Raw genomic sequence first — 24391 nt, 5'->3', positions numbered from 1 at the left:
GGCCGTCTTAGGACGGCTTTTTAGTTGAGCATCATTTAACTACCCATGAATCTATTGGAACCTCAAATGAACCCCCCCTTTACAAAATTGATCTTAGCTACCTTCGTTTCTACCTCAATTGCTTTATCACCATTGACTGTAATGGCAGCGGATCCAGCCCCAGCAGGAGCGCCCGTGGCAGCTCCTGCAACGACGCCTGATGCCCAGCCAGAAAAAGCGGCAAAGAAGACCGCGAAGAAATCCAAGAAAGATAAAAAAGCGGAGAAGAAAGCTAAGAAAAAAACTAAGAAGAAACCAGCAGCCCAAGAGCCTACTGCTCAGTAACAAAAATGCTTATTTCACTATTTAATTTAGCGGGTCAGATCCCTCAAGATCTAGGGGCTTTGTAGAGCCCTGACCCTGTTGTTTGTTTGGCGCATCATTACGTACCAGCAACCACATCGCCCCCATCACCAAACTCATCCCGCCCATCTGAATCCAGGTAATAGGTTCGGATAATACGATCCAACCCATAAATAGGGTAGAGACGGGCCCCAGTATTCCAGCTTGAGCAACTAGAGGTGAGCCAATGCGATTAATGGCAATCATGATTAACAACATCGGAATGACCGTGCACAGACTTGCATTGAGTAGGCTAAGCCAATAGATTTGGGGTACCTGTACAAAAACAGCGGCAGGATCGTAAATCAGAATTTGAATGACGCTCATGAGTGCTGATGTTGAACTAGCGTAAACAACTAAGCGAACGCTACCAACGCGCCCGACCATTTCTCCGGACCCAATCATATAGATTGCATACGAGCACGCGCTAGCAAAGACCAGTAGCATGCCGAGCAGGGCCATCGATCCGGTAGAGCTGGCATCTTGAATGAATACGACGATGACGCCAAGATACCCCACTGCGAGTGCATACCACTGCAAGCGACTAATCGATTTGTTCAATACAAAATAAGAAATTAACAATACGATGGTAGGTGTAAGGTACAGCACGATACGTTCTAGTCCAACAGAAATGTATTGCAGTCCTAAAAAGTCAAGATAGCTGGAAAGAAAGTAGCCCATAAATCCCAGGGAAAATATCTTCATTTTGTCTTTAAAGGTCAGCGGACTCATGACTTGCCTGCGAGCTTGCCACCAATAAATTCCCCAGAAGAGGGGAAGTGCCATCAGCATTCTTAAGGCAATCAGTGTCTCAGCATTTGCACCGTAGCCAAAAGCAAGTTTGACCAAAATAGCCTTGCCAGAAAATAGTATGGAGCCTAGTCCAGCCATTAAGAGACCGTAGACGTAACGGCGATGATGAAGAATTTCACTAACTGATTGCATGATGATTTATAACAGTTTGTTGAGTAGACTCCGCATCTCCAAAATGACCTCTGTTGGAGTAAGTCCAATGGGGCCAATCTGCTGCGCTACCAAACTATCGGCTGCTGTAGCGTGTAATTGCACGCCAATACAACTAGACTCCCATAAATTGAGATTATGGTGAATGCCTTGTGCTGCGATGGCTGCGATAGTGCCGGTTAAGACATCGCCCATTCCGCCAACGGCCATACCGGGATTACCTTGAGCGCACTGCACTGTTGGGTGAAGAGGTGAAGCAACTAAGGTATGTTGACCTTTAAGGGCGACGATGCAATCGGTGAGATTGACCAAGTTCAACGCCGCGGTGAAGCGATCTGTCTGCATGACCGAGGTGGTCGTATTGAGAAGATGGGCGGCCTCTCCAGGATGTGGGGTGAGTACAGTCATGCCTGGGAATACTTGATTACGCTGCTTGAGGAGATCTAAAAATTCAGGGTTATCGGCAATCAGGTTGAGTGCATCGGCATCAATCACGAGTGGCACTTTTGGATAGCATAGCGAGGCTATTAACCAATCTCTAGCAAGCACAGAAAAACCAAGGCCCGGCCCAATCGCAATTACATCTGGTGCTGTAGTTGCTAATTGCACTTGGGCGTTAAAGCTGGCTAGGCGAACCATCAGCTCGGGTTGTTCGGGCATTGCATGGGCAGCTGTTGGATCTAGCATCTCCAACATAGTCCAACCTGCCCCTAAATGCAGTGCGGCACTGCCTGCCAAGATGAGAGCACCGGCCATTCCAGGTGCGCCACCAATGAGCAAAACTTTGCCAGCATTTCCTTTATGCTCTGAGGGTGCTCGCTTAAGACGGGTAATGAGCTCGAGTGATCTCAGTTCGGTAGGGTGGTTCATTTAAGCAGTATCGCTCTTATACGTGGCTTAATGAGGAATTTTATCGGGTGAACTTAGCGCAAACTATCCGTGAAGAGTTGGAGTGAAAGAATGTCATTATCCCAAAGCATTTCTATTTTTACTCGGCTACCTTAGCACCTTCGATGCCATGCTTTTTCATGGAGTTGGCGATAAAACCTGAAGTCTTTAATTGCTCAATGAGGCCACTCAAATAGACGGTTATTTTTTCGTACTCAGCGCGTGATTTTGGGACTCCAATTGCCTGATTAATCACCATAAATCTACCCGGCAACATGCGTACATTGCTGTATCGCTTTGAATCTGCCTCTAGTTGCTGCTTTACTCCTGCAGCAACATTTCCTTTTCCGCTCATAAAGTCATCCACGACAGATTGAGAGTTGCTTGACCGAAGCAGAGTGGCTTTTTTGATTTCACGTGTGAGATACAGGTCATAGGCACTAGCTTTACCAACCACAATCTCGTTGCCAGCAACATCAACCTCTTCATTATTCTTGATGGGTGAAGAGGCTTTGACCATGTAGGCGCCCTCAATTTGTATATAGGCAGGGGTATAGCTAATATCTGCTCCACGTACTGGATCGATGGCTACAAAAATGAGGTCTAGCTGATTGGCTTTAAGGGCCTCCACTATTGCCCCAGCACTTTTAAAGGAGATCAGCTCGACTGGTATGCCGGATTGTTTTCCAATTTCTTTGGCAATATCTATTGTCACTCCCTTGGGTTGAGGTTCACTCCGATCAATTGAGCCTGCTAAAACGGGATTGCCTAGGTTAATGCCAACACGAAGAGTGCCAGTTGGTGCGAAAGATTTCATCATAGCGTTATCGATGGGTTTATTTAGAACTGCATTGGGTGTTTGAGCTAAAACTAACTGGCATATCAACAGCAGACTACATCCAAATATTTTTTTCATGAAATGGCAAGGGTAAATAAATCGATATAAAAAAACCGCGGCGAACCGCGGCTTGTTTTTTTCGGGAAGAGATTATTTCTTAGCGTCAGCTGCAGGAGCTGCTGGAGCTTCTGCTGGTGCGGCTGGGGCTGCAGGAGCATTTTTCTTAGCTTCTTCCATGTGAGCAGCTTCAGCACCATGCTTCTCGCCACCCATATCAATGTCGCCGTCGCCTTTGATGAGTAAATAGGCTGTAGCAGAGATTAATACTAGTACCATGATGATGATTGAACGGTTGCTCATTGCATTTCCTTCGGGTTAGTTAATATTTCCTTATATTAACGCTTGAATCGCATACGGTAAATCCGAATCAGCCCTAGATGTGAAATTAATGCAAAATTCTAGGTAGTAATACTAATTCTGAGCTTGTATCCTAGGGCTTGTCTATCTGCCCAAATGAAGATAAGTCATTTTTTAAAGGTTGAAATCAAGGTTTAAATATGAGCCCAAGACTTCCTCTAAACAACTCCCAAACCATTACTGATTTTTTAAAACTTCAGAAAAGCCAACTAGCAGAGAGCGATTCCGACGATTCTTATAGATTTGCATTTGATGATCAGGCTTTTTTGGCGCGCCGTGAAACTTTAGGTCTACGCTTTCAGTTGGAGTTACTTAAGCCAGAGATCCTGTTGCATGAGCACGGTGTTGAACACACCATTACCGTATTTGGTTCAACCCGTTTTGTAAGTTGTCAAACGGCTCAGGAATTGGAAAAGAGCGCCAAAACACCAGAAGCTCAAGCGGATACTAAACGAGCTTTGCTGCACTGTAAGTACTATGACTCGGCTAGAGAATTCGGGGGAATCGTTGCGGGTTATAACGCTACTCAATCTGAAGATCGAAATAAGTTGTACATCGCTACTGGTGGTGGCCCCGGAATTATGGAAGCCGCTAATCGTGGTGCATTTGAAGCAGGGGATAAAGCTATTGGTTTTAATATTAGCCTGCCAAGAGAACAACATCCCAATCCTTACCTCACGCCGGGCTTGAGCTTTCGCTTTCATTATTTTGCGATTCGTAAAATGCATTTTATGCTGAGGGCAAGAGCGATTGTGGCCTATCCAGGAGGCTTTGGTTCCTTTGATGAGCTTTTCGAGGTACTTACCTTGATGCAAACTAAAAAAGTTGAACGCTTCCCAATCATCTTGGTTGGAAAGACATTCTGGCAAGAGGTGATCAACTTCAAGCACATGCTGGATCATGGCGTAATAGATCAAGCAGATATGGATTTAATCCATTTTGTAGAGACTGCCGATGAGGCCTGGACGGTGATTCGGAATTGGTATCAATTGGCCTAAGAGAATGCTCATAAGACCTGTAAAATAGTCTCCTAAAGATCATGTCCATTACCAATACCGTTACCCTTACTTCCGAGCTAGATTTACCGGCCTACTTGTTTGGTATCGCCATGCTCCTCATTGTGATGCTAGTACATGGGTTTGCTTTGCTCCAAATTGCCAAGCGCTACGAAGTGAAGTCATTTTTATATTTGTCAGAGCATAAGTATTCTTCAGTAGCTTTCGTGTTTTATGTCAGTGTGCTGTGTCTATTTCTGACTCATATCTTTGAGATCATTCTCTGGGGTATCTCACTTCGAGTATTTAATCTTCTGCCGAATTTAGGCGAGAGCATTTTATTCAGCGGCAGTACTTATACTGCGATGGGTTTTATGGACGATCTTTTACCGAGCGGTTGGAAGATGCTGGCGATCATTATTGCTTTTTCAGGAATGTTCGCCTTTGCTTGGACCGCATCCGTCATGATCTCCATGACAAAAAATTTCCGTCAGGCTTACACCCGTTTGCATATGCAAAAACTGAAGATGGCACCTGAAGTCATTGATCGTTTTAAGTAGGTCATGAGTAAAGCATGGGATGCCATCATTGTTGGCGGTGGAGCTGCTGGACTCTTTTGTGCTGGGGTTGCTGGTCAGTTAGGCAAGCGAGTCTTGGTACTTGACCATGCTGACGTCTTGTGCGAGAAAATTCGGATTAGTGGCGGGGGGAGATGTAACTTCACCAACTTGCATAGTAGTCCAGCAAATTTTCTATCCTTAAATCCCCATTTTGTAAAAAGTGCTCTAGCACGCTATCCCACTAAAGAGTTTATTAAGCTGGTGCAGTCTTACCGTATTGCCTATCATGAGAAACATCAGGGTCAGCTATTTTGCGATGATTCAGCAAAGCAAATTATCGAGATGTTGCTTGCTGAATGCGCTAAAGGTCATGTCGATATTCGCCATCCAGTCTCAGTACAGTCAGTCTCAAATGTGGCAGGAGAATGGATTGTTAAAACAAATACGGGCGATGAGAAAGCCAGATCACTAGTCATGGCAACAGGTGGTCTACCAGTCCCGGCAATTGGTGCAACGGCATTCTCCTTAGATATTGCTAAGCAATTTGGATTAAATATTATTGATCCGCGTCCTGCACTTGTGCCGCTCTCATTCACGTCTGGTGAATTTGATAATCTCATTGAATTATCCGGCCTAAGCTTACCGGTGCGGATTGCGGCAGGCTCCAAGGGAAAGCGTTATGGCGCATGTCGCTTTAACGAGGATCTACTCTTAACGCATAAAGGTCTTTCCGGACCTGCAGTTTTACAGGCTAGCAGCTACTGGGTCGAAGGCGAGGAAATTCATGTTGATTGGTTAGGCGCGGTAGAGGCTCATGGTCAATTTAGTTGCGATGAATTATTCAATCACGAGGATAACCGCCTCAAGTTGACGGAAAATATCTTGGCTTCAGTAATGCCATTGCGCCTTGCAAAAGCATTTGCTGAGCAGAAAAATCTCCTAGGTAAAAAATGGGCAGAGGTTTCTAAAAAGGATCGTCATTCACTCAAAGAGCTCATTACCAATTGGTCGGTAAAGCCAGCTGGTACGCTGGGTTGGAAAAAAGCCGAGGTGATGTTGGGCGGCGTAGATACTAAAGAGCTTGATGGTCAAACGATGATGGCTCGCAATTATCCAGGCTTGTATTTCATTGGCGAGTGTGTCGATGTCACGGGGCACCTTGGGGGCCATAACTTTCAGTGGGCTTGGGCTAGCGGCTTTGCCTGTGCCCAATCTATTTAGAGAGTTCCCGAAACTTCAGCACTCTTTTTAGTTTGGCTGATTTCTCATCCAGTCGGCAGTATTAAAAAAAGACTCTTCTAGCTGGGCGCCAATCTGACTATCAATTCCGCAATCCTCCATTGCGCGATACATACAGTCTAGCCATTGATTACGCTCTTTGAGGCCAATCTTGAAGGGTAAGTGCCGAGCGCGCAACATGGGGTGACCATGCCTCGGAGAGTAGATATCAGGACCTCCCAGCCAACCCGACAAAAAGAGTTTGAGCTTGTCTCAGGAGTTCGATAGATCTTGGGGGTGAATGGCTCTTAATGCATCGAAGGGTTCTTCTAGAGCCATTAAATCGTAGAAGCGATCCACCAACTCCTCAATCTTCGCTGCGCCACCAATCATTTCGTAAGGGTTTTTTCTCTCGCTCATGCCCTAATTTTAATGCCAAGGCTGTAGGGAATTGGCAAGAATGTGATTTGGGTATAGCATAGAAGAGTGCTTTTTAATGGATCAGAACGTTTATTTAACTCAAGGAGAGATGCAATGGACCACAAAGATATTCAAGCATGGCAACAAGAAAAGGCGAAGGAGCTATTTGCTTATTCCCATAAATTATTGGATGCCGCCAAAGATCTCAGTGCCCACCACCTTGAAGAAATTCAGTGGGGCATGAAAAATGCGATGGAGAGCGCCAAGTCCGCAGCCAAAAATGATCTTGCCAAGCTTAAAGAGCTTCAAGATCAGGCTGCCAAGGAAGCTGCCAAACGTGCGACTGTTTATCAGAAGAAAGTGAAATCTGTTCTCAAAGACATTGGTGATGATGCGGCTGATGGAACTGAAAAGCATTTAGAAAAAGTTCGCAGCTCTTTAGTGAACTGGCTTGAAGATGTTGAAGGTAAATTGCCGGGACATGCTGACAAGTTATCTAAAGTGGTTCATGACATGTCAACCGCTGGTCAGAAGATGTTTAAAGAGGGTCGTAAAATTGTGAATCAAGTTGCTGATGCTGCTGAGAAAAATATCGAAGAGCATTTGAGAAAATCTTCAGACACAAACAAGAAGACGAAGTAGGTATCTTTTTCTAACTAAGTTCTCAGAGACCGCCAATGTATTGGCGGTTTTTTTATACCCAGCCTTGGAGCCAGACTTCAGTATCCTTAAGCTCACGCCAAGGAATGATTTGGGAATGCCGGTCAAAAACCGCCTCAAGCTCTACAAACTCAATTGCCGTCTCTGGTAACTCTGGCAGAATGACTTTACTGACTAAAAAGTGTTTTCTCTTATGGCTTGGCTTTACTGCCGTCCATTTACTGAGTAGTAATTTTTTAGGGCTAAGGAGATTTTTCTCTTTAGAGCTCATTGCATCGAAATTCATTTTTGTTGCTGACGAGTTTGCCTGAACTCGTAGTAAAGATATTGCTAGAGTCCTGTATTTGAGCGGGACATTTCAGATCAAAATAACTCAGAGGACCAAGGCTCCCACAGTAGTCATATTGACGATCCTGAAACTGCATCTGCGCTTTTTTGAGAATCAGAGAAGATTTGGTTCCGGCGCTATCTGTACACGACCAGGTAGTGTAAGTTTCTCGCCCACAAGCTGAGAGTCCGAAAGCCAATATCAAGACGGCGATTGTTTTGTATATCACTATTATCAAAGCACCCAGAAGTGATGGGTTCCATCCTTACCAAGTTGCTCTACTAAACCAAATTCCCAATCTAGGTAGGCCTGCATCGCTGCGGGATCAACACTGGTTCCTTCATATGGCCGCTTGTAGCGATCCATCGGGGGTGATGCTAAATGAGTCGCCCCTTTTTCAATATCAAGGCCAGCTTTGATCCATGCCGCATTACCTCCAGACAATACGTGCACTTCCGCCTGAGTGAGACCCTGAATTTCTTGTGCAGCAAATACGGCTAAATCACCCGTAGTGCTGGTGAGTACATAGCGATTTCCTGCAGGAAGATTCTTCAAGGCGCTCGCAAATTGGGAGCGTAGTGCAAACCAACTACCAGGAATATGGCCTTTGACATAATTTGCGTGGGTGCTCAGATCAATGAAAATCGTCTTGGCATCATTCTTTAACCATGATGAAGCAGTATTCACATCTACCATCTGAATGTGAGGCGCTTGCGGATGAGGTGCAATCCACGCCCCTTTCTCAGTCAGATCACTTGCTTTAATGTCATCAATCACATAAACATCCCAAGCCATTTGCGCAAGCCATGAAGCTGGCATATTGGCTCTGACGCTACCCGGATCGGATAACACGATGCGTGCACCACGAACAGGCGCCACCATTTCTGTTTCTTGAACCAATTGCCCGCCCGGTGTTGACCTAAATCCAGGCAGGTGGCCTGCTTCATATTCTTCAGGTGTTCTTGTGTCAAAGAAATAGGTAGTTCGTTCAGCTTGGGATTTCCATTGCTCGATATCGGCAAGCTTCACTCGCTTCACCCCAGCCTGATCTGCAACGCTACGTGCACGCTCAGCAGCTTTGGCAGCAGTACTTTCGCTGACCTCTGTGAATTGACGGCTTTGACCTTTATCAAGTTCTTGACCAGCCAAGGTCCAGCCAATCGTGCCATTACGCAATGCATTGACTTCATTTGGAATGCCGGCATTAATGAGCGATTGAGTGCCAATAATGCTGCGCGTTCTGCCTGCGCAATTGACGATGATCTTCGTCTTTGGATTGGGCGCTAATTCTGGAAGGCGTAAAACCAACTCGGCACCAGGGACGCTAATGCCCGTAGGAATGCTCATGGTTTGATATTCATCAAAGCGACGCACATCCACAACGACTATATCTTCCTTGTCATCAATTAACTTCTTCACTTCTTGTGCTGACAGGGAAGGCGTGTGCCGTTTGGACTCTACAAATTCACCAAAAGATTTACTGGGAACATTCACGTCTTTAAAGACCTCTCCGCCAGCAGCCTTCCATCCTGTAACGCCACCTTCAAATACAGCAACATCTACATAGCCAAGCTTGGAGAGTCTTTCGGCTGCTAATTGCGCAAGCCCTTCACCATCATCTAGCGTGACAATCGGCACATCTTTTCGAGGGAGCTTACTGAGTGCATCCACCTCAATCCGTGATAGGGGAAGATTGGCAGCAAACAGAGGATGTTCTTGTGCATGAGGATCTTCCTCGCGAACATCTAATAGAGCGATTTCTTCCTTTTTGATTAACTTATTTCGGACAAATGCATAGTCTTGATTTTTGATGGGCATCATTCTTTTCTGTATTAATTGTGGTGGCTAATTTAGGTGTAAATCACTGGAAATATTCAATTTTCACGCAAGATTTCGGACTAAAAATACCCCGAAAGTATCGGCTGGCTTATTTAAGACAATAGGCTATAAATGGGGCATTTTTGTTTTTTTTATGTCCGTCTCCATCGTTTTTATTAGTTTTTCTATTTTGGAGGATTTAGGCAATATAAGAGTTATCCCTAGGGCTAGACCTGTAATTCCCTGCTTTTTATGGGGATATACTATTTCCGAGCTCAATACTCAAACTTTAATTAAAGATCTAGGAGACAGGATGTCACAACACGATACATTGTTGGCTGCTTTTGAAACTTACAAAGCAGAGAACGAAAAGTTTATTGAAAAGGGCGTTAAGGCATCTGCTGCTCGTGCTCGTAAAGCTTTGCAAGAAATTGCTGGCGCATGCAAAGAGCGTCGTAAAGAAATTACTGCTGCCAAAGAGGCCATGGAAGCTAAGAAGTAACTCTTCTTACCCTGAACTGAATTCATCCTGGCCCCCACAAGGAGCCGGGCTTTATTTTTATAGACTGACAGAAAATAAAGTGAGCTTCATCGCTTTACTCCGAATCGCCAGTAAGTTTTGATACTCAGGACTATTGGCCCACAATTCTGAGTGCTCTAGATCTGGGAACTCCAGCTCTACAACGGCGCTGAAGGAGTCACACTTCAATTCATTCCATAAAAATGTATTGAACGATCCACGTGAGAGGATCTTGCCCTGATAAAGGCTGACTGTGTCTCCTACTTGCGACCGGTACTCCTCAAACGCCTCAAGATCATTTAGCTGAATAAGACCAATTACCTTAAGAGTCATTTCATTCTCCAGAAATTAAGCAAGCTATAGTGAGATATTAGAACTTTACTATTGCATACGGGGCGCATATGAAAGTCGCATTCTTAGGTTTGGGCAATATGGGTCTTCCGATGGCCCTCAATTTAGTTAAAGCAGGTCACCAGGTTCAGGGGTTTGATCTGGTTCAGACTCAACTGGATGCTTTTAAGGCTGGCGGAGGTGTTCCTGCGCCCAGTGCAGCCGACGCTGCTGCTGATGCAGATGTCATTATTAGCATGCTCCCGGCCTCACGACATGTTGAGGCTTTGTACTTGGGTAATTCTGGCTTACTTGCTGTAGCTAATCCCAAGGCCTTACTCATTGACTGCTCGACGATTTCTCCGAAGGTATCTCAAGCTGTAGCTGCCCAAGCAAAAGCCAAAGGCTTTGCCATGATTGATGCACCCGTATCCGGAGGAACTGCCGGTGCTCAGGCTGGAACCTTAACCTTCATGGTCGGTGGAGATGTCATAGATGTTGATCGAGCTCGACCATCGCTAGAGAAGATGGGTAAGAATATCTTCCATGCAGGTGCAAGCGGTAGCGGCCAAACTGTGAAGGTCTGCAACAACATGCTCTTGGGTATTCAGATGCTTGGCACGAGCGAGGCATTGCGCCTGGGCATTGCTAATGGCATGGACCCAAAGGTACTCTCCGACATCATGTCTAAGAGCTCTGGACGTAACTGGGTATTAGAGCTCTACAACCCTTGTCCTGCGGTCATGGATAACGTGCCATCTTCAAAAGGCTATGCGGGTGGATTTGGCGTAGATTTGATGCTGAAAGATCTAGGCTTAGCCACTGAGAATGCAAGTGATTTAGATGCGAGTATTCCGCTCGGAGAGCTATCCCGCAAACTCTACGAAGTCCATAGTCAAGCCGGCAATGGGCAACTCGACTTTTCTAGCGTATTTAATCTCAAGGTAGATTGAGATCAACTGATTCAATACCACCTATCTTAAATTCTCGATTTATCGATTAAAGCTGCGTTTAGATGGACTACTTCGCTTAGCTGCAGGTCTCGCTCCGCCGTTACCGCCAGCATTGCCTGCTCGAGGCTTTCTGGCTTGTTGGTGCTGTTGGCTTCTCAATTGGATTGGTTGCGCTACGGCATTCGGATCTGGCTCAAATCCGGCTATTACTTCCTGAGGTAGCTTTTGCTTGATGAGTTTTTCAATATCTCGGAGCATCTGATGTTCGTCAACGCAGACTAAAGAAACCGCAACTCCATTTGAGCCTGCTCTGCCAGTTCTTCCGATGCGGTGAACATAATCCTCAGAGACGTTTGGCAGGTCGTAGTTCACAACGTGAGGTAGTTGATCAATGTCGATACCGCGTGCAGCAATATCAGTAGCTACTAAGACGGTGATTTTTCCATCCTTAAATTCTGCTAAAGCTTTGGTGCGAGCACTCTGACTCTTATTGCCATGAATAGCCATGGCGGTAATACTATCTTTCTCAAGCTGAGTAACTAATTTATTAGCACCATGTTTTGTGCGAGTAAACACCAGAACCTGCTGCCACTGATTTGATTTAATCAGATGGGCCAACAAAGGGTGCTTTTGGTTTCTATCTACCGGGTGGATGAGTTGAGCAATAGCATCATTGGTGCTATTGCTTCGCGCCACTTCAATTAATGCTGGTGAATTGAGTAAGCCATCCGCTAATGCTTTGATCTCAGTAGAGAAGGTCGCTGAAAATAATAAGTTCTGCCGTTGCTTTGGTAATACTGCTAGGATCTTTTTAATGTCCCGCAAGAAGCCCATATCCAACATGCGATCTGCTTCATCAAGTACCAGAATTTCAATATTGGCTAGTGAGACACAGTTCTGTGACATTAAGTCCAGCAAGCGCCCCGGTGTTGCCACCAAAATATCGAGCCCTGCAGCAATGGCTTTGATTTGAGGATTAGCGCCAACGCCGCCAAAAATAACAGTTGATTTAAGGCCAGTGTATTTGCCGTAGGTAACGACGGATTCTTGAACCTGAGCAGCTAGTTCGCGGGTGGGGGTCAAAATCAATACACGTAATTGACGCTTGCCACTAGTCTTGGCCGTACTGCTTAAGCGCTGAAGAATCGGCAGAGTAAAGCCGGCAGTTTTACCGGTACCAGTTTGAGCAGCGGCAAGTAAATCTCCACCCTTCAATACGGCGGGGATTGATTTTTCTTGAATGGGGGTAGGGCTGGTATAACCTTCCTCGCTAATCGCGCGAAGAATGGGTTCTGATAAACCAAGATCTGTAAATAACATAGGAGCCAAATAAATATTGGCCCGTATTCAATTAAACGACTATCCCGGCCAATGGGGTGAGCTGCCACACTTGCAGTGTTTGCAGAAAGAGTTGCTATTTTAAGCTATTGAACAGCATTCCAAAGATTTGGCGTTACAGAATTGGCATACCCCGAGATAAATAATTTTTCTGCACCTGTAATGGGGTCAAACACAGCTCGTTCGATGCGGCCAATGTTTCCACCATAAACATGGATGCTAATAGAGGTTTGGTCGCTCAAGGCGTTCTCAACTACATGAATGTCATGTGTATTGGGAGATACAGTGGCTACTTGACCTGGATTGCAAATGAAAGACTCGTCGGCTTGATAGCTGCCATCAGGCTGGCGGTAATAATCGGCACTACGTTCTTGCCCTCGTAACTGACCAATCATTCCCCAGACGGTGTGGTTATGCAGCGGCGTCTTTTGACCAGGACCCCATACAAAGCTCACTACGGAAAAGCGATCTAATGGATCTGCATACAGCAAGTATTGCTGGTAATACTGTGGGTGTGGTTTACAAAACTCCTCTGACAGCCAGTCATCAGACTGGATTAAGTTTTCTAAGAGTTTTTTACCTTTGGAAAAAATGATCTCCTCACTCGGATGGGTTTCCAGTAGCGTTGCGAGACCTTTTACAAAGCTCAGTAATTTTCCTTCTTGCATATATGTTCCTAAATTGAAGTCTTATTGATCAGCTGCAAACAGCCAATCAGGAAGGCCCTTAGGTTTAAGGGTGGTGGTATCAACACAAACAATATGAAGAACAGCGCTGGCAATCAGCTCGGGCTCGCTACCTGTAACAATTCGTTTAGCGGTTTGTTTTACTGCAATTTGAGTGCGACCTCGATGTTCAATCAGCTGATCAATGCTTAACAGATCATCCAAGCGTCCTGGCCTATGAAAGTTCATCGTGAGCTCTCGAACGGGAAGAAGAATACCAAACTCACTCACCAATTTTGTTGGACTTAAACCTCGTTGCTGAAGCCACTCTGAGCGACTGCGCTCAAAGATCTCTAGATAACGAGCGTGATACACGAAGCCTGCCGCATCGGTATCAGAGTAGCAAACGCGAAAAAGAAAAGGGGGGTGATTAACTTGAGTCATGATCATTTCAATACTATTAGATACGTAGAATCATATCGCGATGTGGAATGCCGGCTTCGTCATAAATATCACCTTGGGCAATAAACCCAAATTGCTCGTAAAACGGGATCACTGTTACTTGGGCATGCAGCTCTATTTGCTTAATACTCTGAGATTGACATGCTTTTAGTAAAGCCCCCAGTAGTTGTTTACCAATGCCGTCCCCTCGATGCTTTGGCAGTATCGCCATACGTCCAATTCTTCCAATGCTTCCAACACTCCCAGTTAGGGTGACAAGGCGAGCTGTGCCTATGCATTCTGAGTCTGCATAGGCAAGTACATGCTGAGCATTGAGGTCGAATTCATCGAGCTCCATCTCTTCTGGAACCCCTTGCTCCTCGATAAAGACACGCTTTCGAATGGAGTAAGCATCTAGCTTGGCATCCTGCCAAGCTTTAATTAGGATCACGATAGGTATCTGCGAATCAGTCATATGGGCTTCAATGTAGCAAATTGCACCCATTAAAGGTGTAAATGTGGTCTCTAAGACTTAAAAGTAACTCACTTCATGGTTAGAATGGATTAGTGGCTTTGCTTAGCATTGCCCCTTAAAACCTTTATTTAGGAGTTATTTTGAAGAAATCTTTACTAGCTACATTAGTTGCCTCACTCAGTTTGATTGCTGCAAGCTCGGTATTTGCTCAAGCTCCTGCAAAGATGTTGCCTTTGGCAGCCGAAGCAGTTGTATTGACTGCTACTGTTGATTCAGTCGACGTAAAGAAGCGCATCGTAGTGCTAAAAGACGCTAACGGTAACTTGGCTCAAATGAACGTATCCAAGCAAGTCAATGATTTGGATAAAGTGAAGAAGGGCGATCTGTTTGTGGTTGAGCACGCTCAAGCGATTGCAGTTGGTTTAGTTGTCGCTCCTAAGGATGCCAAGCCTGGCATTTCAGGTGTCCGTGCGGTCGTCATCTCTGGCAAAGGTTCAGCTAAGCCATTTGAAGAGACTACTGATACTGTTTATGCAACCGTCAAAATTAGCACAATCGATGCAAAAACCCGTGTTGTGACATTCACATTGCCATCAGGTGAGAAGCAAAGAGTGAAAGTGGATCAAAGCGTTTTAGGTCTTGAGAAATTCAAGGCTGGTGATGACGTGATGGTTGAGTTCGTTGACGACACAGCAATTGGTTTCGTAACACCAAAGAAGTAAGTATTCAATAATGGATTCAGCATGACTTAGTGCTGATGTACTAAAGAAAAAGGCCCGCATTGCGGGCCTTTTGCACACCAGCTAATCACTTAAGCGTCTTTAGCAATCATGACATCAGAGGCTTTAATGACCGCCCAAGCCTGATCTCCAACCTTGAGATTTAACTCGTCAACTGCCTCATTGGTAATGGAGGCGGTGACAATATGACCAGCACCGATATCTAATTTAACGTGAGAGGTAGTTTGACCCATTTTGAGTTCAACTACTTTTCCGCTAAGAGTATTGCGTGCGCTGAGTTTGACTTTAAGTTCCATGATTTCTCCTATTGGACGTATTGTTTGGCGTAGACGGCGTCATTGTAGAGGGCTTCTTTGTACTGAGCTTTTCCATAATTGCGAATGATGGCCTGACCTTCATCAGATGCTACAAACTGAATGAACTTAGCGGCAATATCGCGATTTTCAGTTGCACCAACAGGTGCTACTAAAGCATCATAGGTATTGACTAAGTAAGGGTCACCTCGATACAGAATTTGCAACTCAGGAGCGATATTTTTCTCTGCCACCCAAGTGCTGCTATCTGTCATGAAATACGCTTTATCTGTATTTGCTCTTTTGAGTGATGCTGTCATAAAGTCATTGGTTACGATATACCAATTACCTTCTGGCACGACCCCCGCTTTTTTCCAAATATCCATTTCTTTTTGGTGCGTACCCGATTTATCACCTCGAGAGATAAAGTTGGCTTGGGTCTTCGCAATCTTTGTATAAGCATCTGCACCACTACTTGCAGATTGGATCTTGGCCTTATCGGCTTTAGGGCCCACTATATAAAACTCATTAGATCCAATCAGCGTTCTACCAGTTGCCCATCCTTCAGCAATTGCCTTGTTAACCCCATCTGGTGCATGCACCATGATCATGTCAACTTGCTTCGTTTTCAGCAAATTGAGGGAGGCGCCGCTTCCTGCCTTAATCCACACCAAGCGCGCACCTTCTTTTTTATCAAAGGCCTCACCAAGTTGTTGTAGTAAACCCAACTCACCAGGGCTACCAGTGGCTAATTTAAAGCTCTTAGCACCTTGACCATAAGTAGCCTCTACTTTTGGCGGATTGGATTGCGCTGTCGACGTTTGCATTCCAAGTCCCAATAGCAAAGTGGTGAGTAGGGTGCTAGTGAATAGATGTGGATATTTCATATGCATTATTTCTTGGCGTTCGGGAAGAAGAGTTGTTCGCCACCAATTTGATAGCTGGCAATCACGTCTTGACCATTTTTAGAAGTAATCCAATCAATGAATTCTTGGCCTTCAGCTTTTTTCACATGTGGGAATTTAGTTGGGCTTACCAACATCACGCCATATTGATTAAATAGCTTTGGGTCACCTTGAACTAGGATTGTTAAATCGCCACGGTTCTTAAATGAAAGCCAAGTAGCACGATCAGCCAAGATGTAGCCATTCATTGCTGAAGCAGTATTTAATGCTGGACCCATACCTGAGCCCGTTTCTTTGTACCAAGCACTTGGAGCCACCGTGACAGCAGCATCTTTCCAGTAACGCAATTCAGCCGCATGTGTACCACTTTTGTCACCACGGGATACGAATGGTGCCTGTGCTGTAGCGATCTTTTGAAATGCGACTTTGATGTCCTTGCCACCGCCAATTTTGGCTGGATCTGACTTAGGTCCAATCAAGACAAAGTCGTTGTACATGACTTCAATACGTTTTGTAGCAAAGCCCTCAGCAACAAATTTTTCTTCGGCAGGTTTGTCATGAACAAACACGACATCTGCATCGCCACGACGTCCAATGTCTAGGGCCTGACCAGTTCCAACAGCAACTACTTTGACATCAATCCCGCTCTTCATTTTGAAGATCGGCAAGATAAATCCAAAAAGACCAGATTGCTCTGTGGAGGTCGTTGAGGAAAGGACAATACTTTTCTCTTGTGCGTAAGCTGAGCTGCTGATCAGCATCAGTGCAGCAATACTGCTTGCCATTAATCGGTTCAGTGAGAATTTCATTTGAGTAGAGCTCCATAAGGTAGGTTCGGTTAAGATTTGTCATATTACAAAACATCAATATGCAAAAAATTACATATGAGAATTCAGATTCGGCCAACCCTCGTTTTTGGAAATAAGAATGCTAAAGATCCAGCTGTGGTGGATTTGGTGTGGTTGACTGCCTTATTAAAAGACATTGATCACGGTAAAACGCTGATGTCTGCCTGTAAAAAAATGGGGCTTTCTTATAGAAATGTTTGGCAAAAACTCAATGATGTAGAGCTGGCCTTAGGATTTAAGTTGATGGATCGCGTGAGGGGACATGGCTCTCAATTATCAGAATACGCAAGATACTTGATTCAATTTACCGAAGACTTTGATCAAAAGACGATGCGATTAGGGCAATCCAGCCTGTCGCACCTAGAGGAAGGCTTTGCTCAATTTAGGGTGAAGGCCAAAAAACAATGGCGCTTTGCTAGTAGTAGTGATCCGATCATTCAGAAAGCGGTTTTAAATATTGGTGGCTTTGAACTCATTACTGCTGGATCGGGCGAGGCTTTAGAGCGACTACAAAATTATGAAGTTGATATTGCCGGCTACCACGTTTCAGATCCCAAAAGTTCCTTGATTATTTCCAAGCAACTGCAAAAAGAGGGGATGCAAATATTCCCTGTAATGAAGCGTGTACAAGGTCTGTTGGTGGCCAAAGGAAATCCACTCAATATTATTTCTCCTAAAGATTTACTAAGACCCAAAATTCGCTTTATTAATCGCCAAAAAGGATCTGGTACACGTTTGCTTCTAGATACTATTTTGGCTAAGGAAGGTATTGATGCGCAGGGCATTAAGGGTTACGAAAATGAAGAGTTCACCCACTCCGCAATTGCTACAGCGATATTGGCTAAAAAAGCAGATGCCGGCATGGGTGTCAAAAGTATTGCATTGGAGAATGGGCTAGATTTCATTCAATTGAAAGATGAAATCTTCTTTCTTGCCATGAACAAGGACCTGAGTCTGAATACCGATTTCGCAAAACTGATTCGGAAAATCCGGGTTCTTTCCAGCGCTAGTCCAGGCTATAAGTCGATCGGGCTCAAGCGGCAGATTGCAGGTTGGCTTTAACTAGCGCAAGCCTAAATGAGTACGCCGATTGAAAAATGAGATAAATTATGAGTCATACCCACTTATCTCAGAGAAGCTACCCATGAAATCGCTCCTTCGCCCCTTTATTCTTGCCGCTTGTTTTTTCTCCCCATTAGCCGCCTTTGCTGAACCTGGTGAGAACACTTATAAGCAAGTCTGCGCAGCCTGCCATGGCGCTGGCGTTCTGAAGGCTCCTAAGTTTGGTGATAAAGCTCAGTGGGCCCCATTGATTGCCGAAGGTCAGGTCATCCTCACTGCACATGGTTATGTTGGCGTGAGAGGAATGCCCGCTAAAGGCGGCAATCCCAACCTCTCGGTGGAGGGATTCGCAGATGCAGTGGCTTATATGGTCAATAAGGCCGGTGGTAACTGGAAGACTCCTGACGCAAAAACCCTAGCAGCCATCAACAAGGAAATTGAAGCGCGTAAAGCGAGTCTGAATAAGAAGCCGTAAGCGCATGACTTTACTGCCACATCAGATTGAGATCATTGGCTACTGCGCTGCATTTTTAACGACGATTGCCTTTCTGCCTCAGGCTGTTCAATCCTGGCGTACCCGAGATCTTTCTGGGATCTCAGTGGGAATGTATAGCCTATTTACCGCTGGGGTAGGTTTGTGGCTTATCTACGGGCTCATTATTGAGAAGTGGCCTTTGATTCTAGCTAACGCCTTGACCTTTGCCTTGGCTCTGAGCATCTTAATGCTCAAACTCCGAAGCAAGGGTTAGTGAGGGGCAGCAATGACATTGATTCAAGTAATGTCATAATTTATTTAGATCAGAGTTATTAAAAATTAGACATTCATTACAAAGGTCATCATGAGCACTGCATACGTTATTGATCCCCCCATCATTCCATCGCTACCCGTAGTAGGTGATACCCGCCGTTTTGCGGTGAATCGCATCTATTGCGTTGGCCGTAACTATGCTGATCATGCCCGTGAGATGGGTCATGACCCCGATCGTGAGCCGCCATTCTTTTTTATGAAGCCGGCCAACTCAATTGTGACCGACGGTAAAGATATGCAATATCCAAACTTGTCAAATGATGTACACCATGAGATTGAGATGGTTGTCGCGATTGGTAAGGGCGGCGCCAATATTCCTGCGGATAAAGCGTTTGAGCATGTTTATGGTTACGGAGTTGGGTTGGATATGACTCGTCGTGATTTGCAAGGTGAGGCAAAAAAAATGGGTCGCCCTTGGGATACCGGTAAAGCATTTGATCAATCCGCCCCCTGTGCAGCGCTGACACCTGCCACTCAGTTTGGTCACCCCACTAAAGGCACAGTCAAGCTCTTGGTCAATGGTGAAGTGCGCCAAGAGGGCGACTTAAACCAACTGATCTGGAATGTTCCTGACACCATTGCGTACCTTTCTACTTTGTTCACACTTGAGCCAGGTGATTTGATTATGTCTGGTACACCTGCAGGCGTGGGTCCTGTGAAAAAAGGTGATGTACTTGAGGGATCGGTTGAAGGTCTCAGCCCACTGAAAATCAAGATCGTATAAATAGTTAAAAGAGATAGAGGGATGGAGATGAAAATAAAGACACTGGGAATCGCTTTGGTGATGTGTGTGGGCGGAGTCTTCCTCTCGGCCTGTACATCTGTTGATCAGCCTAAAGCGGAGGCTCCACCACCCAGTCGCTATGCCAATGCAAGTCCTTTAGATTTGCGCCTCAGTGCTTGGCCTTACCCCTATCCCACCAAAGAATTTAAAACTTCTCTTCAAGGGCAGCCCGCCAGCATGATTTATATGGATGTGCCTGCAGTTGGTAAGCAGAAGGGTGCGGTAGTTTTGTTTCATGGGAAGAACTTCTCAAGCGATTATTGGGCGCCTACGATCAAAGGTTTGACTGCGGCAGGCTATCGAGTCATTGCTCCGGATCAAATTGGTTTTGGAAAATCTTCCAAGCCAGATGTCGCATATCACTTTGATGATCTTGCCCAGAACACACAAGCTTTGTTGAAATCGCTTGGTGTCACAAAGACTTCAGTGATTGCCAACTCGATGGGTGGCATGGTGGGCATTCGGTTTGCGCGCCTTTATCCTAAAACTATCCAGAAACTGATCTTAGAAAACCCATTGGGTCTTGAGGACTACAGTAAAGACATTCCGCCACAGACTAATGACAACTTACTGAAGTTGGAAATGGCACAAACAGAAACTAGCTATCGCCGTTTCTTGCAGTCTTATTTCCCAGTATGGCAACCAAGCTTTGAACAGTTTCTAGAGGTCTATGTCCGGATTCAAAAAGGACCTGATTACCCAGCCTTTGCAAAGACCTCGGTGTTAACTTATCAGATGATTGCTGAAAAACCAGTAGTAGGTGACTTGCCTCAACTGAAGATGCCGGTATTGCTAGTGATTGGCCAAAAAGATAGAACGGTATTTGGTCGCCGCTTTGCTCCTCCTGAAGCAGTCAAGTCTTTAGGTAATTTTCCTGAGTTAGGTCGTAAAGCGGCGCAGGCGATTCCGAATGCTAAGTTAGTGCCCTTGGACAATGTCGGACATATTCCCCATATTGAAGTACCGGATATTTTTGTTCAGACGGTAGTGGATTTCTTAAACTCGAAATCCTAAATCAGGCGGCCATCGATATGGTGACCGAGCTTTACTTGCCAAGCCACTGAGGCGGGCGCCCTTCAAGGAAGGCATTGACTCCTTCTTTGAAGTCGACGCTGTTGTAAGTCTCGCGCATGAGTTCAGTGCAATTCGGTAAGTTGCTCTCCATCAAGCGTGCCAAGGTGACTTTGCTCGCCTTTTGTGTAATTGGCGCGAGTGCTGCTAATTTATTCGCCAAGACTTCAGTGACCTCTCTAATAGCATCAGGCGAAGTGGTTTGATATAGGTAGCCTGAGTTGAGTAACTCGGGCGCTTTAATGAGTTCTGCAGTGAGTAACATGCGCTTTACCATTGGCACACCTAAGTGATAAGCGATCCAAGATAGATTGCTAGGCGATAGACAGTTACCTAAAGTCTTTGCAACTGGAATACCAAAGCGCGCATCATCAGTCGATATTCTGAAATCACATGCAGTAGCAATGAGTAAGCCGCTACCTACTGCTAATCCTTCGATGAGTGCAATTGTCGGAATAGGCAAATGTTGGAGAGAGTGAAAGATAGCATCTACGGCAACTTCATAAGGTTCATCTTTTTGGAGATCTACAAATTGCTGTATGTCGCTACCTGACACAAAGGCTTTATCGCCAGCGCCTCTAAAAATAGCCACTCTGATTTCTGGCGTATTGGCTATCGCATCGCAAATTCGCTTAAGTTCTTCATACATTGGCCACGTCAAGGCATTACGTGCAGTGGGATTATTGAAGGTGATTCGAGCAATAGAGCCATCAAGCTGAAGGTCGATGCAGGGTGGGATGGATTTCATGATCCCATTCTAAACAAAAGACCCTTTGAGTCACTTGTTATTGAGTCTGGATCGACCTGCGATAAAATTCATTCATGTATATGTTTCTACCTTTCCTGACAGCCTTTATCGGCCTTGTCCTTGTGTGGTTTGAGAAGCGTCTGGCAGGTCTATTCGTACTTGCTATCACCGTCGGTATTTTGATGTTCTGGTTCCGCATTCATGCGAACAGTCATCTCAATCTTAATTTCTAAAGAAGATGAGTAAGCATTCTTTTCCTTCTTTGGCAGGTCTTGGTAATCAGCTGGCTTTAACTGCGATTATTGGCATGTTGTCTTATGCCTTTGTCGACCAACTGTATTTCGGTGAACTGCCATGCCCACTGTGTCTGATGCAGCGCATGGGTTTTGTGATTATTGGCTTTGCATTGGTGCTCAATATTCGTTGTGGAGCGCATTCTGCTCACTATGGCTGGGGCATCATCGGCGGCTTGGTGGGCATGATGGTGTCTTTGCGCCAAGTGCTCTTGCATGTTTTACCGGGAGACAAAGGATTTGGTGCCACCTTCTTAGAGTTGCACTTTTACACTTGGGCCTTTGTAGCTTATCTTGGGCTTATTGCAGGGCTAGCAATTCTATTGATGTTGCCTAACCGAGACGTGCGCTCGCGTTCACTGCTTGCCAATACATTAATCATTCTATTTATTGTTTTAGTATTTGCTAACCTAGCTTCCACTTTGTTGGAATGCGGCATCGGCCCTTGTGCTGATGATCCCCTTAAATATGAGGGATGGATTTGGTTGCGCACGCGTTTTGGTTTTTAAGTCGGTGCCTATGAAGTGTTTTCTAGCCCTGCTAGTTTTCTTGGGTCTGAATCATTTCGCTCATTCCCAAACAGGCAAAGTCGATACTGCTTGGCCTAAACAGGCCATCAAAATTGTGGTGACCTTCACTCCTGGTGGGGCGCCCGATATTTTGGCGCGTGTACTGGCTGAGAGTTGGCAGAAGAGTCTAGACGTACCAGTAGTAGTAGAAAATCGACCTGGTTATGGCGGCAACATCGGTGCTGAGCTGGTAGCCAAGAGCGAACCGGATGGCTACACACTCCTCATCGGAACTGTAGGCATACATGCAATCAACGGTGCTCTCTATGACAAGTTATCTTTTCATCCGATCAATGATTTCACGCCCATTAGTTTTTTAGCGAGCACCCCCAATGTACTGGTGGTCAATAAGAAGTTGGGCGTCAATAATCTTCAGGAGCTGATTGAACTCGCTAAAGCCAAACCGAATGAGCTGACTTTTGGCTCCTCTGGTGTCGGCACTTCATTGCATATGTCTGGCGAACTTTTTAAAGAAATGACGGGAGTGCAGATTCGTCATATTCCATATAAAGGTAGAGCTCAATCCCTACCAGATCTGATTAGTGGACGTATTTCAATGCTGTTTGATAACCTGTCCTCATCCTTGCCTTTGATTAAGGCAGGAGAGGTTCAGGCTTTAGCAGTAACGACTCTCAAACGCTCACCAGTAGCTCCAGAGATTCCGACCATGGTAGAAGAAGGCTTACCTGGCTTTGAGGCTACATCGTGGTTTTCTCTTATGGCGCCAGCAAATTTACCTTCAGCCTTACAAAAGCGTTTAAATGCCTTAACTCGCCAAACCCTCAATCAATTCGAAGTTAAAAACAAGCTCCGTGCCAGTGGTTTGGAGCCAGCGCCAGGCAGCCCCCAAGCGCTTGATAAGTTGATCCAATCCGAGACGAATAAATGGGGTAGGGTTATTTACAAATCAGGCGCAAAATTAGAGCAGTAGTTCCTAGTAGCAAAGTAATAAATATCTCAATAAAAGCCTAATTCCTGTCAGCCTAGATTTAGGTGAAGCGTTAAAGATAGTAGGAGGCGACCAATTGAAGGGGTCCACTATGAATACAGCTCAACTGCAATACAAATTCAGCATCTCTAAAGTGATGCTAGCGCTCCTCACGGCAGCTGGATTACTGGCGCTCATATCGGCGTCGGCACCAGCTCAGGCAGGTAATGTCGGTTGGGCCGTCTCCGTTGGGGGCGGCGGCTATGGTGGCGGTTGGCGTCCTGCAGCATATGGCCCAGGTTATGGCGGTGGATGGGGTCCGGGCTGGCGTGGCGGATATTACGGCCCTGGCTATGGCTACCCTTATGCTGCTGGGTACTATGCGCCACCCGTGGTTTATGCAGCGCCACCCGTGGTGAGCTATGCAGCCCCTCAACAGCCTATGGTCTTGGCTTCTCAGCCTCAAGCCCCAGTTTGGTATTACTGCGAAGCGAGTGGGCAATATTTTCCATATGTACAAAGCTGTTCATCAGGTTGGCAGACTCAGCCAGCAATGCCGCCATCTGGTAGTACGCCTACCAGGCAGCAGAGACAAAACTAATTAATTAACTCATTGCCCCGATTGAAGGATTGAATATGAAACGTGCTGTACTGACTTTGGCCATCATCAGCTCTTTAGCCTCTTTAGCTGCTTGTGTCTCCGCGCCAACTGGCCCAACGATCGCCATCATGCCGCGTGAAGGCAAGCCATTTGATGTGTTTCAGCAGGAGGATCAGCAGTGCCGTGATTTTGCCGCAAATGCGATTAAAGACACCAGTAATGCTTCCTTAAAAGAGGGTGCAACTAGTGCTGCTATTGGCGCAGCTATCGGCGCTGCAGCGGGTGCTGTCATTCAGGGGGGTAGCAGTCAGAACATCGGCACTGGTGCTGGCATTGGCTTGCTTGGTGGCGCAGCCATGGGTGCTATGAATGCCTCTGGTAAACAAAACCAAGCGCAGGCTCAATACAACATCGCTTATCAGCAGTGCATGTACTCCAAAGGTAATCAGGTACCGAGTTATTCATCACAGGGAGGGGGCTCTAACTACAGACCTCCAAGCAGTGGATTTAAACCGATTCAGTAAAACATTGAC

General features: G+C 45.6%; 33 protein-coding genes and 1 pseudogene. 18 read left to right on the top strand and 16 right to left on the bottom strand.

The window, feature by feature from the left end:
- Positions 1-66 precede the first annotated feature (66 nt).
- On the top strand, positions 67-324 hold the full coding sequence (locus tag ICN26_RS08460) for a protein tyrosine phosphatase (protein WP_216268004.1): 258 nt from the start codon (positions 67-69) through the stop codon (positions 322-324).
- Positions 325-345: 21 nt separating this feature from the next.
- Here ICN26_RS08460 and ICN26_RS08455 read toward each other — a convergent pair whose 3' ends face one another.
- The 4 genes from ICN26_RS08455 to ICN26_RS08440 form a co-directional block, all read right to left on the bottom strand.
- A complete protein-coding gene (locus ICN26_RS08455; RefSeq protein ID WP_216268003.1) occupies positions 346-1326 on the bottom strand; it encodes a DMT family transporter in 981 nt (326 codons plus the stop codon).
- 6 nt (positions 1327-1332) lie between these two features.
- The gene (locus tag ICN26_RS08450; RefSeq protein ID WP_216268002.1) at positions 1333-2214 is read right to left on the bottom strand and encodes an NAD(P)H-hydrate dehydratase; all 882 of its coding nucleotides are present in this window, start codon (positions 2212-2214) and stop codon (positions 1333-1335) included.
- Between the two features lie 118 nt (positions 2215-2332).
- Positions 2333-3052, bottom strand: coding sequence for an ABC transporter substrate-binding protein (locus ICN26_RS08445; protein WP_255534453.1), 720 nt, complete (start codon positions 3050-3052; stop codon positions 2333-2335).
- A gap of 168 nt (positions 3053-3220) precedes the next feature.
- Complete coding sequence (locus ICN26_RS08440) at positions 3221-3430, bottom strand: hypothetical protein (protein ID WP_216268000.1); 210 nt, start codon at positions 3428-3430, stop codon at positions 3221-3223.
- A gap of 197 nt (positions 3431-3627) precedes the next feature.
- Between ICN26_RS08440 and ICN26_RS08435 the strand changes: the two genes are divergently transcribed.
- Genes ICN26_RS08435 through ICN26_RS08425 form a run of 3 tightly spaced genes read left to right on the top strand, consistent with a single transcriptional unit; the run spans position 3628 to position 6263 of the window.
- Positions 3628-4485 carry an LOG family protein gene (locus tag ICN26_RS08435; protein ID WP_216267999.1) on the top strand — a complete coding sequence of 286 codons (858 nt, stop codon included), beginning with the start codon at positions 3628-3630 and terminating at the stop codon, positions 4483-4485.
- 41 nt (positions 4486-4526) lie between these two features.
- Complete coding sequence (locus ICN26_RS08430; protein WP_216267998.1) at positions 4527-5042, top strand: hypothetical protein; 516 nt, start codon at positions 4527-4529, stop codon at positions 5040-5042.
- A gap of 3 nt (positions 5043-5045) precedes the next feature.
- The gene (locus ICN26_RS08425) at positions 5046-6263 is read left to right on the top strand and encodes a BaiN/RdsA family NAD(P)/FAD-dependent oxidoreductase (RefSeq protein WP_216267997.1); all 1218 of its coding nucleotides are present in this window, start codon (positions 5046-5048) and stop codon (positions 6261-6263) included.
- 27 nt (positions 6264-6290) lie between these two features.
- Here ICN26_RS08425 and ICN26_RS08420 read toward each other — a convergent pair.
- Positions 6291-6680, bottom strand: a pseudogene (locus ICN26_RS08420) (group II truncated hemoglobin).
- Between the two features lie 114 nt (positions 6681-6794).
- Between ICN26_RS08420 and ICN26_RS08415 the strand changes: the two are divergent.
- Positions 6795-7322 carry a phasin family protein gene (locus tag ICN26_RS08415; protein WP_216267996.1) on the top strand — a complete coding sequence of 176 codons (528 nt, stop codon included), beginning with the start codon at positions 6795-6797 and terminating at the stop codon, positions 7320-7322.
- A 52-nt stretch (positions 7323-7374) separates the two neighbouring features.
- On the opposite strand, the gene ICN26_RS08410 is transcribed toward ICN26_RS08415, so the two are convergent.
- Positions 7375-7626: a TIGR02450 family Trp-rich protein gene (locus tag ICN26_RS08410; protein ID WP_255534452.1), complete on the bottom strand. Its 252-nt coding sequence runs from the start codon at positions 7624-7626 to the stop codon at positions 7375-7377.
- A gap of 276 nt (positions 7627-7902) precedes the next feature.
- Positions 7903-9486: a rhodanese homology domain-containing protein gene (locus ICN26_RS08405; protein ID WP_216267995.1), complete on the bottom strand. Its 1584-nt coding sequence runs from the start codon at positions 9484-9486 to the stop codon at positions 7903-7905.
- A 313-nt stretch (positions 9487-9799) separates the two neighbouring features.
- Between ICN26_RS08405 and ICN26_RS08400 the strand changes: the two genes are divergently transcribed.
- Entirely contained in the window at positions 9800-9988 is a 189-nt protein-coding gene (locus ICN26_RS08400) for an Hc1-related histone H1-like protein (protein WP_173942993.1), read from the top strand.
- 57 nt (positions 9989-10045) lie between these two features.
- On the opposite strand, the gene ICN26_RS08395 is transcribed toward ICN26_RS08400, so the two are convergent.
- Positions 10046-10339 carry a DUF1330 domain-containing protein gene (locus tag ICN26_RS08395; protein ID WP_216267994.1) on the bottom strand — a complete coding sequence of 98 codons (294 nt, stop codon included), beginning with the start codon at positions 10337-10339 and terminating at the stop codon, positions 10046-10048.
- A gap of 68 nt (positions 10340-10407) precedes the next feature.
- On the opposite strand from ICN26_RS08395, the gene mmsB reads away from it, so the two are divergent.
- The gene (gene mmsB / locus ICN26_RS08390; protein WP_216267993.1) at positions 10408-11289 is read left to right on the top strand and encodes a 3-hydroxyisobutyrate dehydrogenase; all 882 of its coding nucleotides are present in this window, start codon (positions 10408-10410) and stop codon (positions 11287-11289) included.
- A gap of 39 nt (positions 11290-11328) precedes the next feature.
- On the opposite strand, the gene ICN26_RS08385 is transcribed toward mmsB, so the two are convergent.
- The 4 genes from ICN26_RS08385 to ICN26_RS08370 all read right to left on the bottom strand — a co-directional run bounded on the left by ICN26_RS08385 (position 11329) and on the right by ICN26_RS08370 (position 14208).
- A complete protein-coding gene (locus tag ICN26_RS08385) occupies positions 11329-12609 on the bottom strand; it encodes a DEAD/DEAH box helicase (protein ID WP_216267992.1) in 1281 nt (426 codons plus the stop codon).
- A gap of 104 nt (positions 12610-12713) precedes the next feature.
- Positions 12714-13295 (bottom strand): cysteine dioxygenase family protein, encoded by a 582-nt coding sequence (locus ICN26_RS08380; RefSeq protein WP_216267991.1) that lies wholly within the window; start codon positions 13293-13295, stop codon positions 12714-12716.
- Between the two features lie 21 nt (positions 13296-13316).
- A complete protein-coding gene (locus tag ICN26_RS08375; protein ID WP_216267990.1) occupies positions 13317-13736 on the bottom strand; it encodes a YbgC/FadM family acyl-CoA thioesterase in 420 nt (139 codons plus the stop codon).
- Positions 13737-13752: 16 nt separating this feature from the next.
- The gene (locus tag ICN26_RS08370; protein ID WP_216267989.1) at positions 13753-14208 is read right to left on the bottom strand and encodes a GNAT family N-acetyltransferase; all 456 of its coding nucleotides are present in this window, start codon (positions 14206-14208) and stop codon (positions 13753-13755) included.
- A gap of 140 nt (positions 14209-14348) precedes the next feature.
- On the opposite strand from ICN26_RS08370, the gene ICN26_RS08365 reads away from it, so the two are divergent.
- Positions 14349-14930, top strand: coding sequence for a hypothetical protein (locus tag ICN26_RS08365; RefSeq protein WP_255534450.1), 582 nt, complete (start codon positions 14349-14351; stop codon positions 14928-14930).
- An 89-nt stretch (positions 14931-15019) separates the two neighbouring features.
- Here the strand turns inward: ICN26_RS08365 and ICN26_RS08360 are convergent, their stop codons facing one another.
- From ICN26_RS08360 to ICN26_RS08350, 3 genes are read right to left on the bottom strand one after another with little or no spacing between them, the layout of a single operon-like run.
- On the bottom strand, positions 15020-15244 hold the full coding sequence (locus ICN26_RS08360) for a TOBE domain-containing protein (protein WP_046330336.1): 225 nt from the start codon (positions 15242-15244) through the stop codon (positions 15020-15022).
- A gap of 8 nt (positions 15245-15252) precedes the next feature.
- Positions 15253-16128 carry an ABC transporter substrate-binding protein gene (locus tag ICN26_RS08355; protein ID WP_216267988.1) on the bottom strand — a complete coding sequence of 292 codons (876 nt, stop codon included), beginning with the start codon at positions 16126-16128 and terminating at the stop codon, positions 15253-15255.
- A 5-nt stretch (positions 16129-16133) separates the two neighbouring features.
- On the bottom strand, positions 16134-16955 hold the full coding sequence (locus ICN26_RS08350; protein ID WP_216267987.1) for an ABC transporter substrate-binding protein: 822 nt from the start codon (positions 16953-16955) through the stop codon (positions 16134-16136).
- 75 nt (positions 16956-17030) lie between these two features.
- On the opposite strand from ICN26_RS08350, the gene ICN26_RS08345 reads away from it, so the two are divergent.
- From ICN26_RS08345 to ICN26_RS08325, 5 genes are all read left to right on the top strand, one after another.
- Positions 17031-18056 (top strand): substrate-binding domain-containing protein, encoded by a 1026-nt coding sequence (locus tag ICN26_RS08345; protein ID WP_216267986.1) that lies wholly within the window; start codon positions 17031-17033, stop codon positions 18054-18056.
- A gap of 82 nt (positions 18057-18138) precedes the next feature.
- On the top strand, positions 18139-18531 hold the full coding sequence (locus ICN26_RS08340; protein WP_216267985.1) for a c-type cytochrome: 393 nt from the start codon (positions 18139-18141) through the stop codon (positions 18529-18531).
- Between the two features lie 4 nt (positions 18532-18535).
- Entirely contained in the window at positions 18536-18805 is a 270-nt protein-coding gene (locus ICN26_RS08335) for a SemiSWEET transporter (protein ID WP_216267984.1), read from the top strand.
- 90 nt (positions 18806-18895) lie between these two features.
- Complete coding sequence (locus tag ICN26_RS08330) at positions 18896-19588, top strand: fumarylacetoacetate hydrolase family protein (protein ID WP_216267983.1); 693 nt, start codon at positions 18896-18898, stop codon at positions 19586-19588.
- A 21-nt stretch (positions 19589-19609) separates the two neighbouring features.
- Positions 19610-20662: an alpha/beta fold hydrolase gene (locus tag ICN26_RS08325; RefSeq protein WP_255534449.1), complete on the top strand. Its 1053-nt coding sequence runs from the start codon at positions 19610-19612 to the stop codon at positions 20660-20662.
- Positions 20663-20693: 31 nt separating this feature from the next.
- Here ICN26_RS08325 and ICN26_RS08320 read toward each other — a convergent pair whose 3' ends face one another.
- A complete protein-coding gene (locus ICN26_RS08320; protein ID WP_216267982.1) occupies positions 20694-21467 on the bottom strand; it encodes an enoyl-CoA hydratase/isomerase family protein in 774 nt (257 codons plus the stop codon).
- An 80-nt stretch (positions 21468-21547) separates the two neighbouring features.
- Between ICN26_RS08320 and ICN26_RS08315 the strand changes: the two genes are divergently transcribed.
- The 5 genes from ICN26_RS08315 to ICN26_RS08295 all read left to right on the top strand — a co-directional run bounded on the left by ICN26_RS08315 (position 21548) and on the right by ICN26_RS08295 (position 24382).
- Positions 21548-21700, top strand: a complete 153-nt coding sequence (locus ICN26_RS08315) for a DUF5993 family protein (RefSeq protein ID WP_216267981.1) — start codon at positions 21548-21550, stop codon at positions 21698-21700.
- A 5-nt stretch (positions 21701-21705) separates the two neighbouring features.
- Positions 21706-22269, top strand: a complete 564-nt coding sequence (locus ICN26_RS08310) for a disulfide bond formation protein B (RefSeq protein ID WP_216267980.1) — start codon at positions 21706-21708, stop codon at positions 22267-22269.
- A gap of 10 nt (positions 22270-22279) precedes the next feature.
- Positions 22280-23260, top strand: coding sequence for a Bug family tripartite tricarboxylate transporter substrate binding protein (locus ICN26_RS08305; RefSeq protein WP_216267979.1), 981 nt, complete (start codon positions 22280-22282; stop codon positions 23258-23260).
- 109 nt (positions 23261-23369) lie between these two features.
- Positions 23370-23858 (top strand): hypothetical protein, encoded by a 489-nt coding sequence (locus tag ICN26_RS08300; RefSeq protein WP_255534448.1) that lies wholly within the window; start codon positions 23370-23372, stop codon positions 23856-23858.
- Positions 23859-23893: 35 nt separating this feature from the next.
- Positions 23894-24382, top strand: a complete 489-nt coding sequence (locus ICN26_RS08295; RefSeq protein ID WP_216267978.1) for a glycine zipper family protein — start codon at positions 23894-23896, stop codon at positions 24380-24382.
- Positions 24383-24391 lie beyond the last annotated feature (9 nt).

It is taken from the genome of Polynucleobacter hallstattensis, assembly GCF_018881835.1.
GTDB classification, from domain to species: domain Bacteria; phylum Pseudomonadota; class Gammaproteobacteria; order Burkholderiales; family Burkholderiaceae; genus Polynucleobacter; species Polynucleobacter hallstattensis.
The sequence above is the reverse complement of the archived record's forward strand: the minus strand, read 5'-3'. Positions and strand labels throughout refer to the sequence as shown.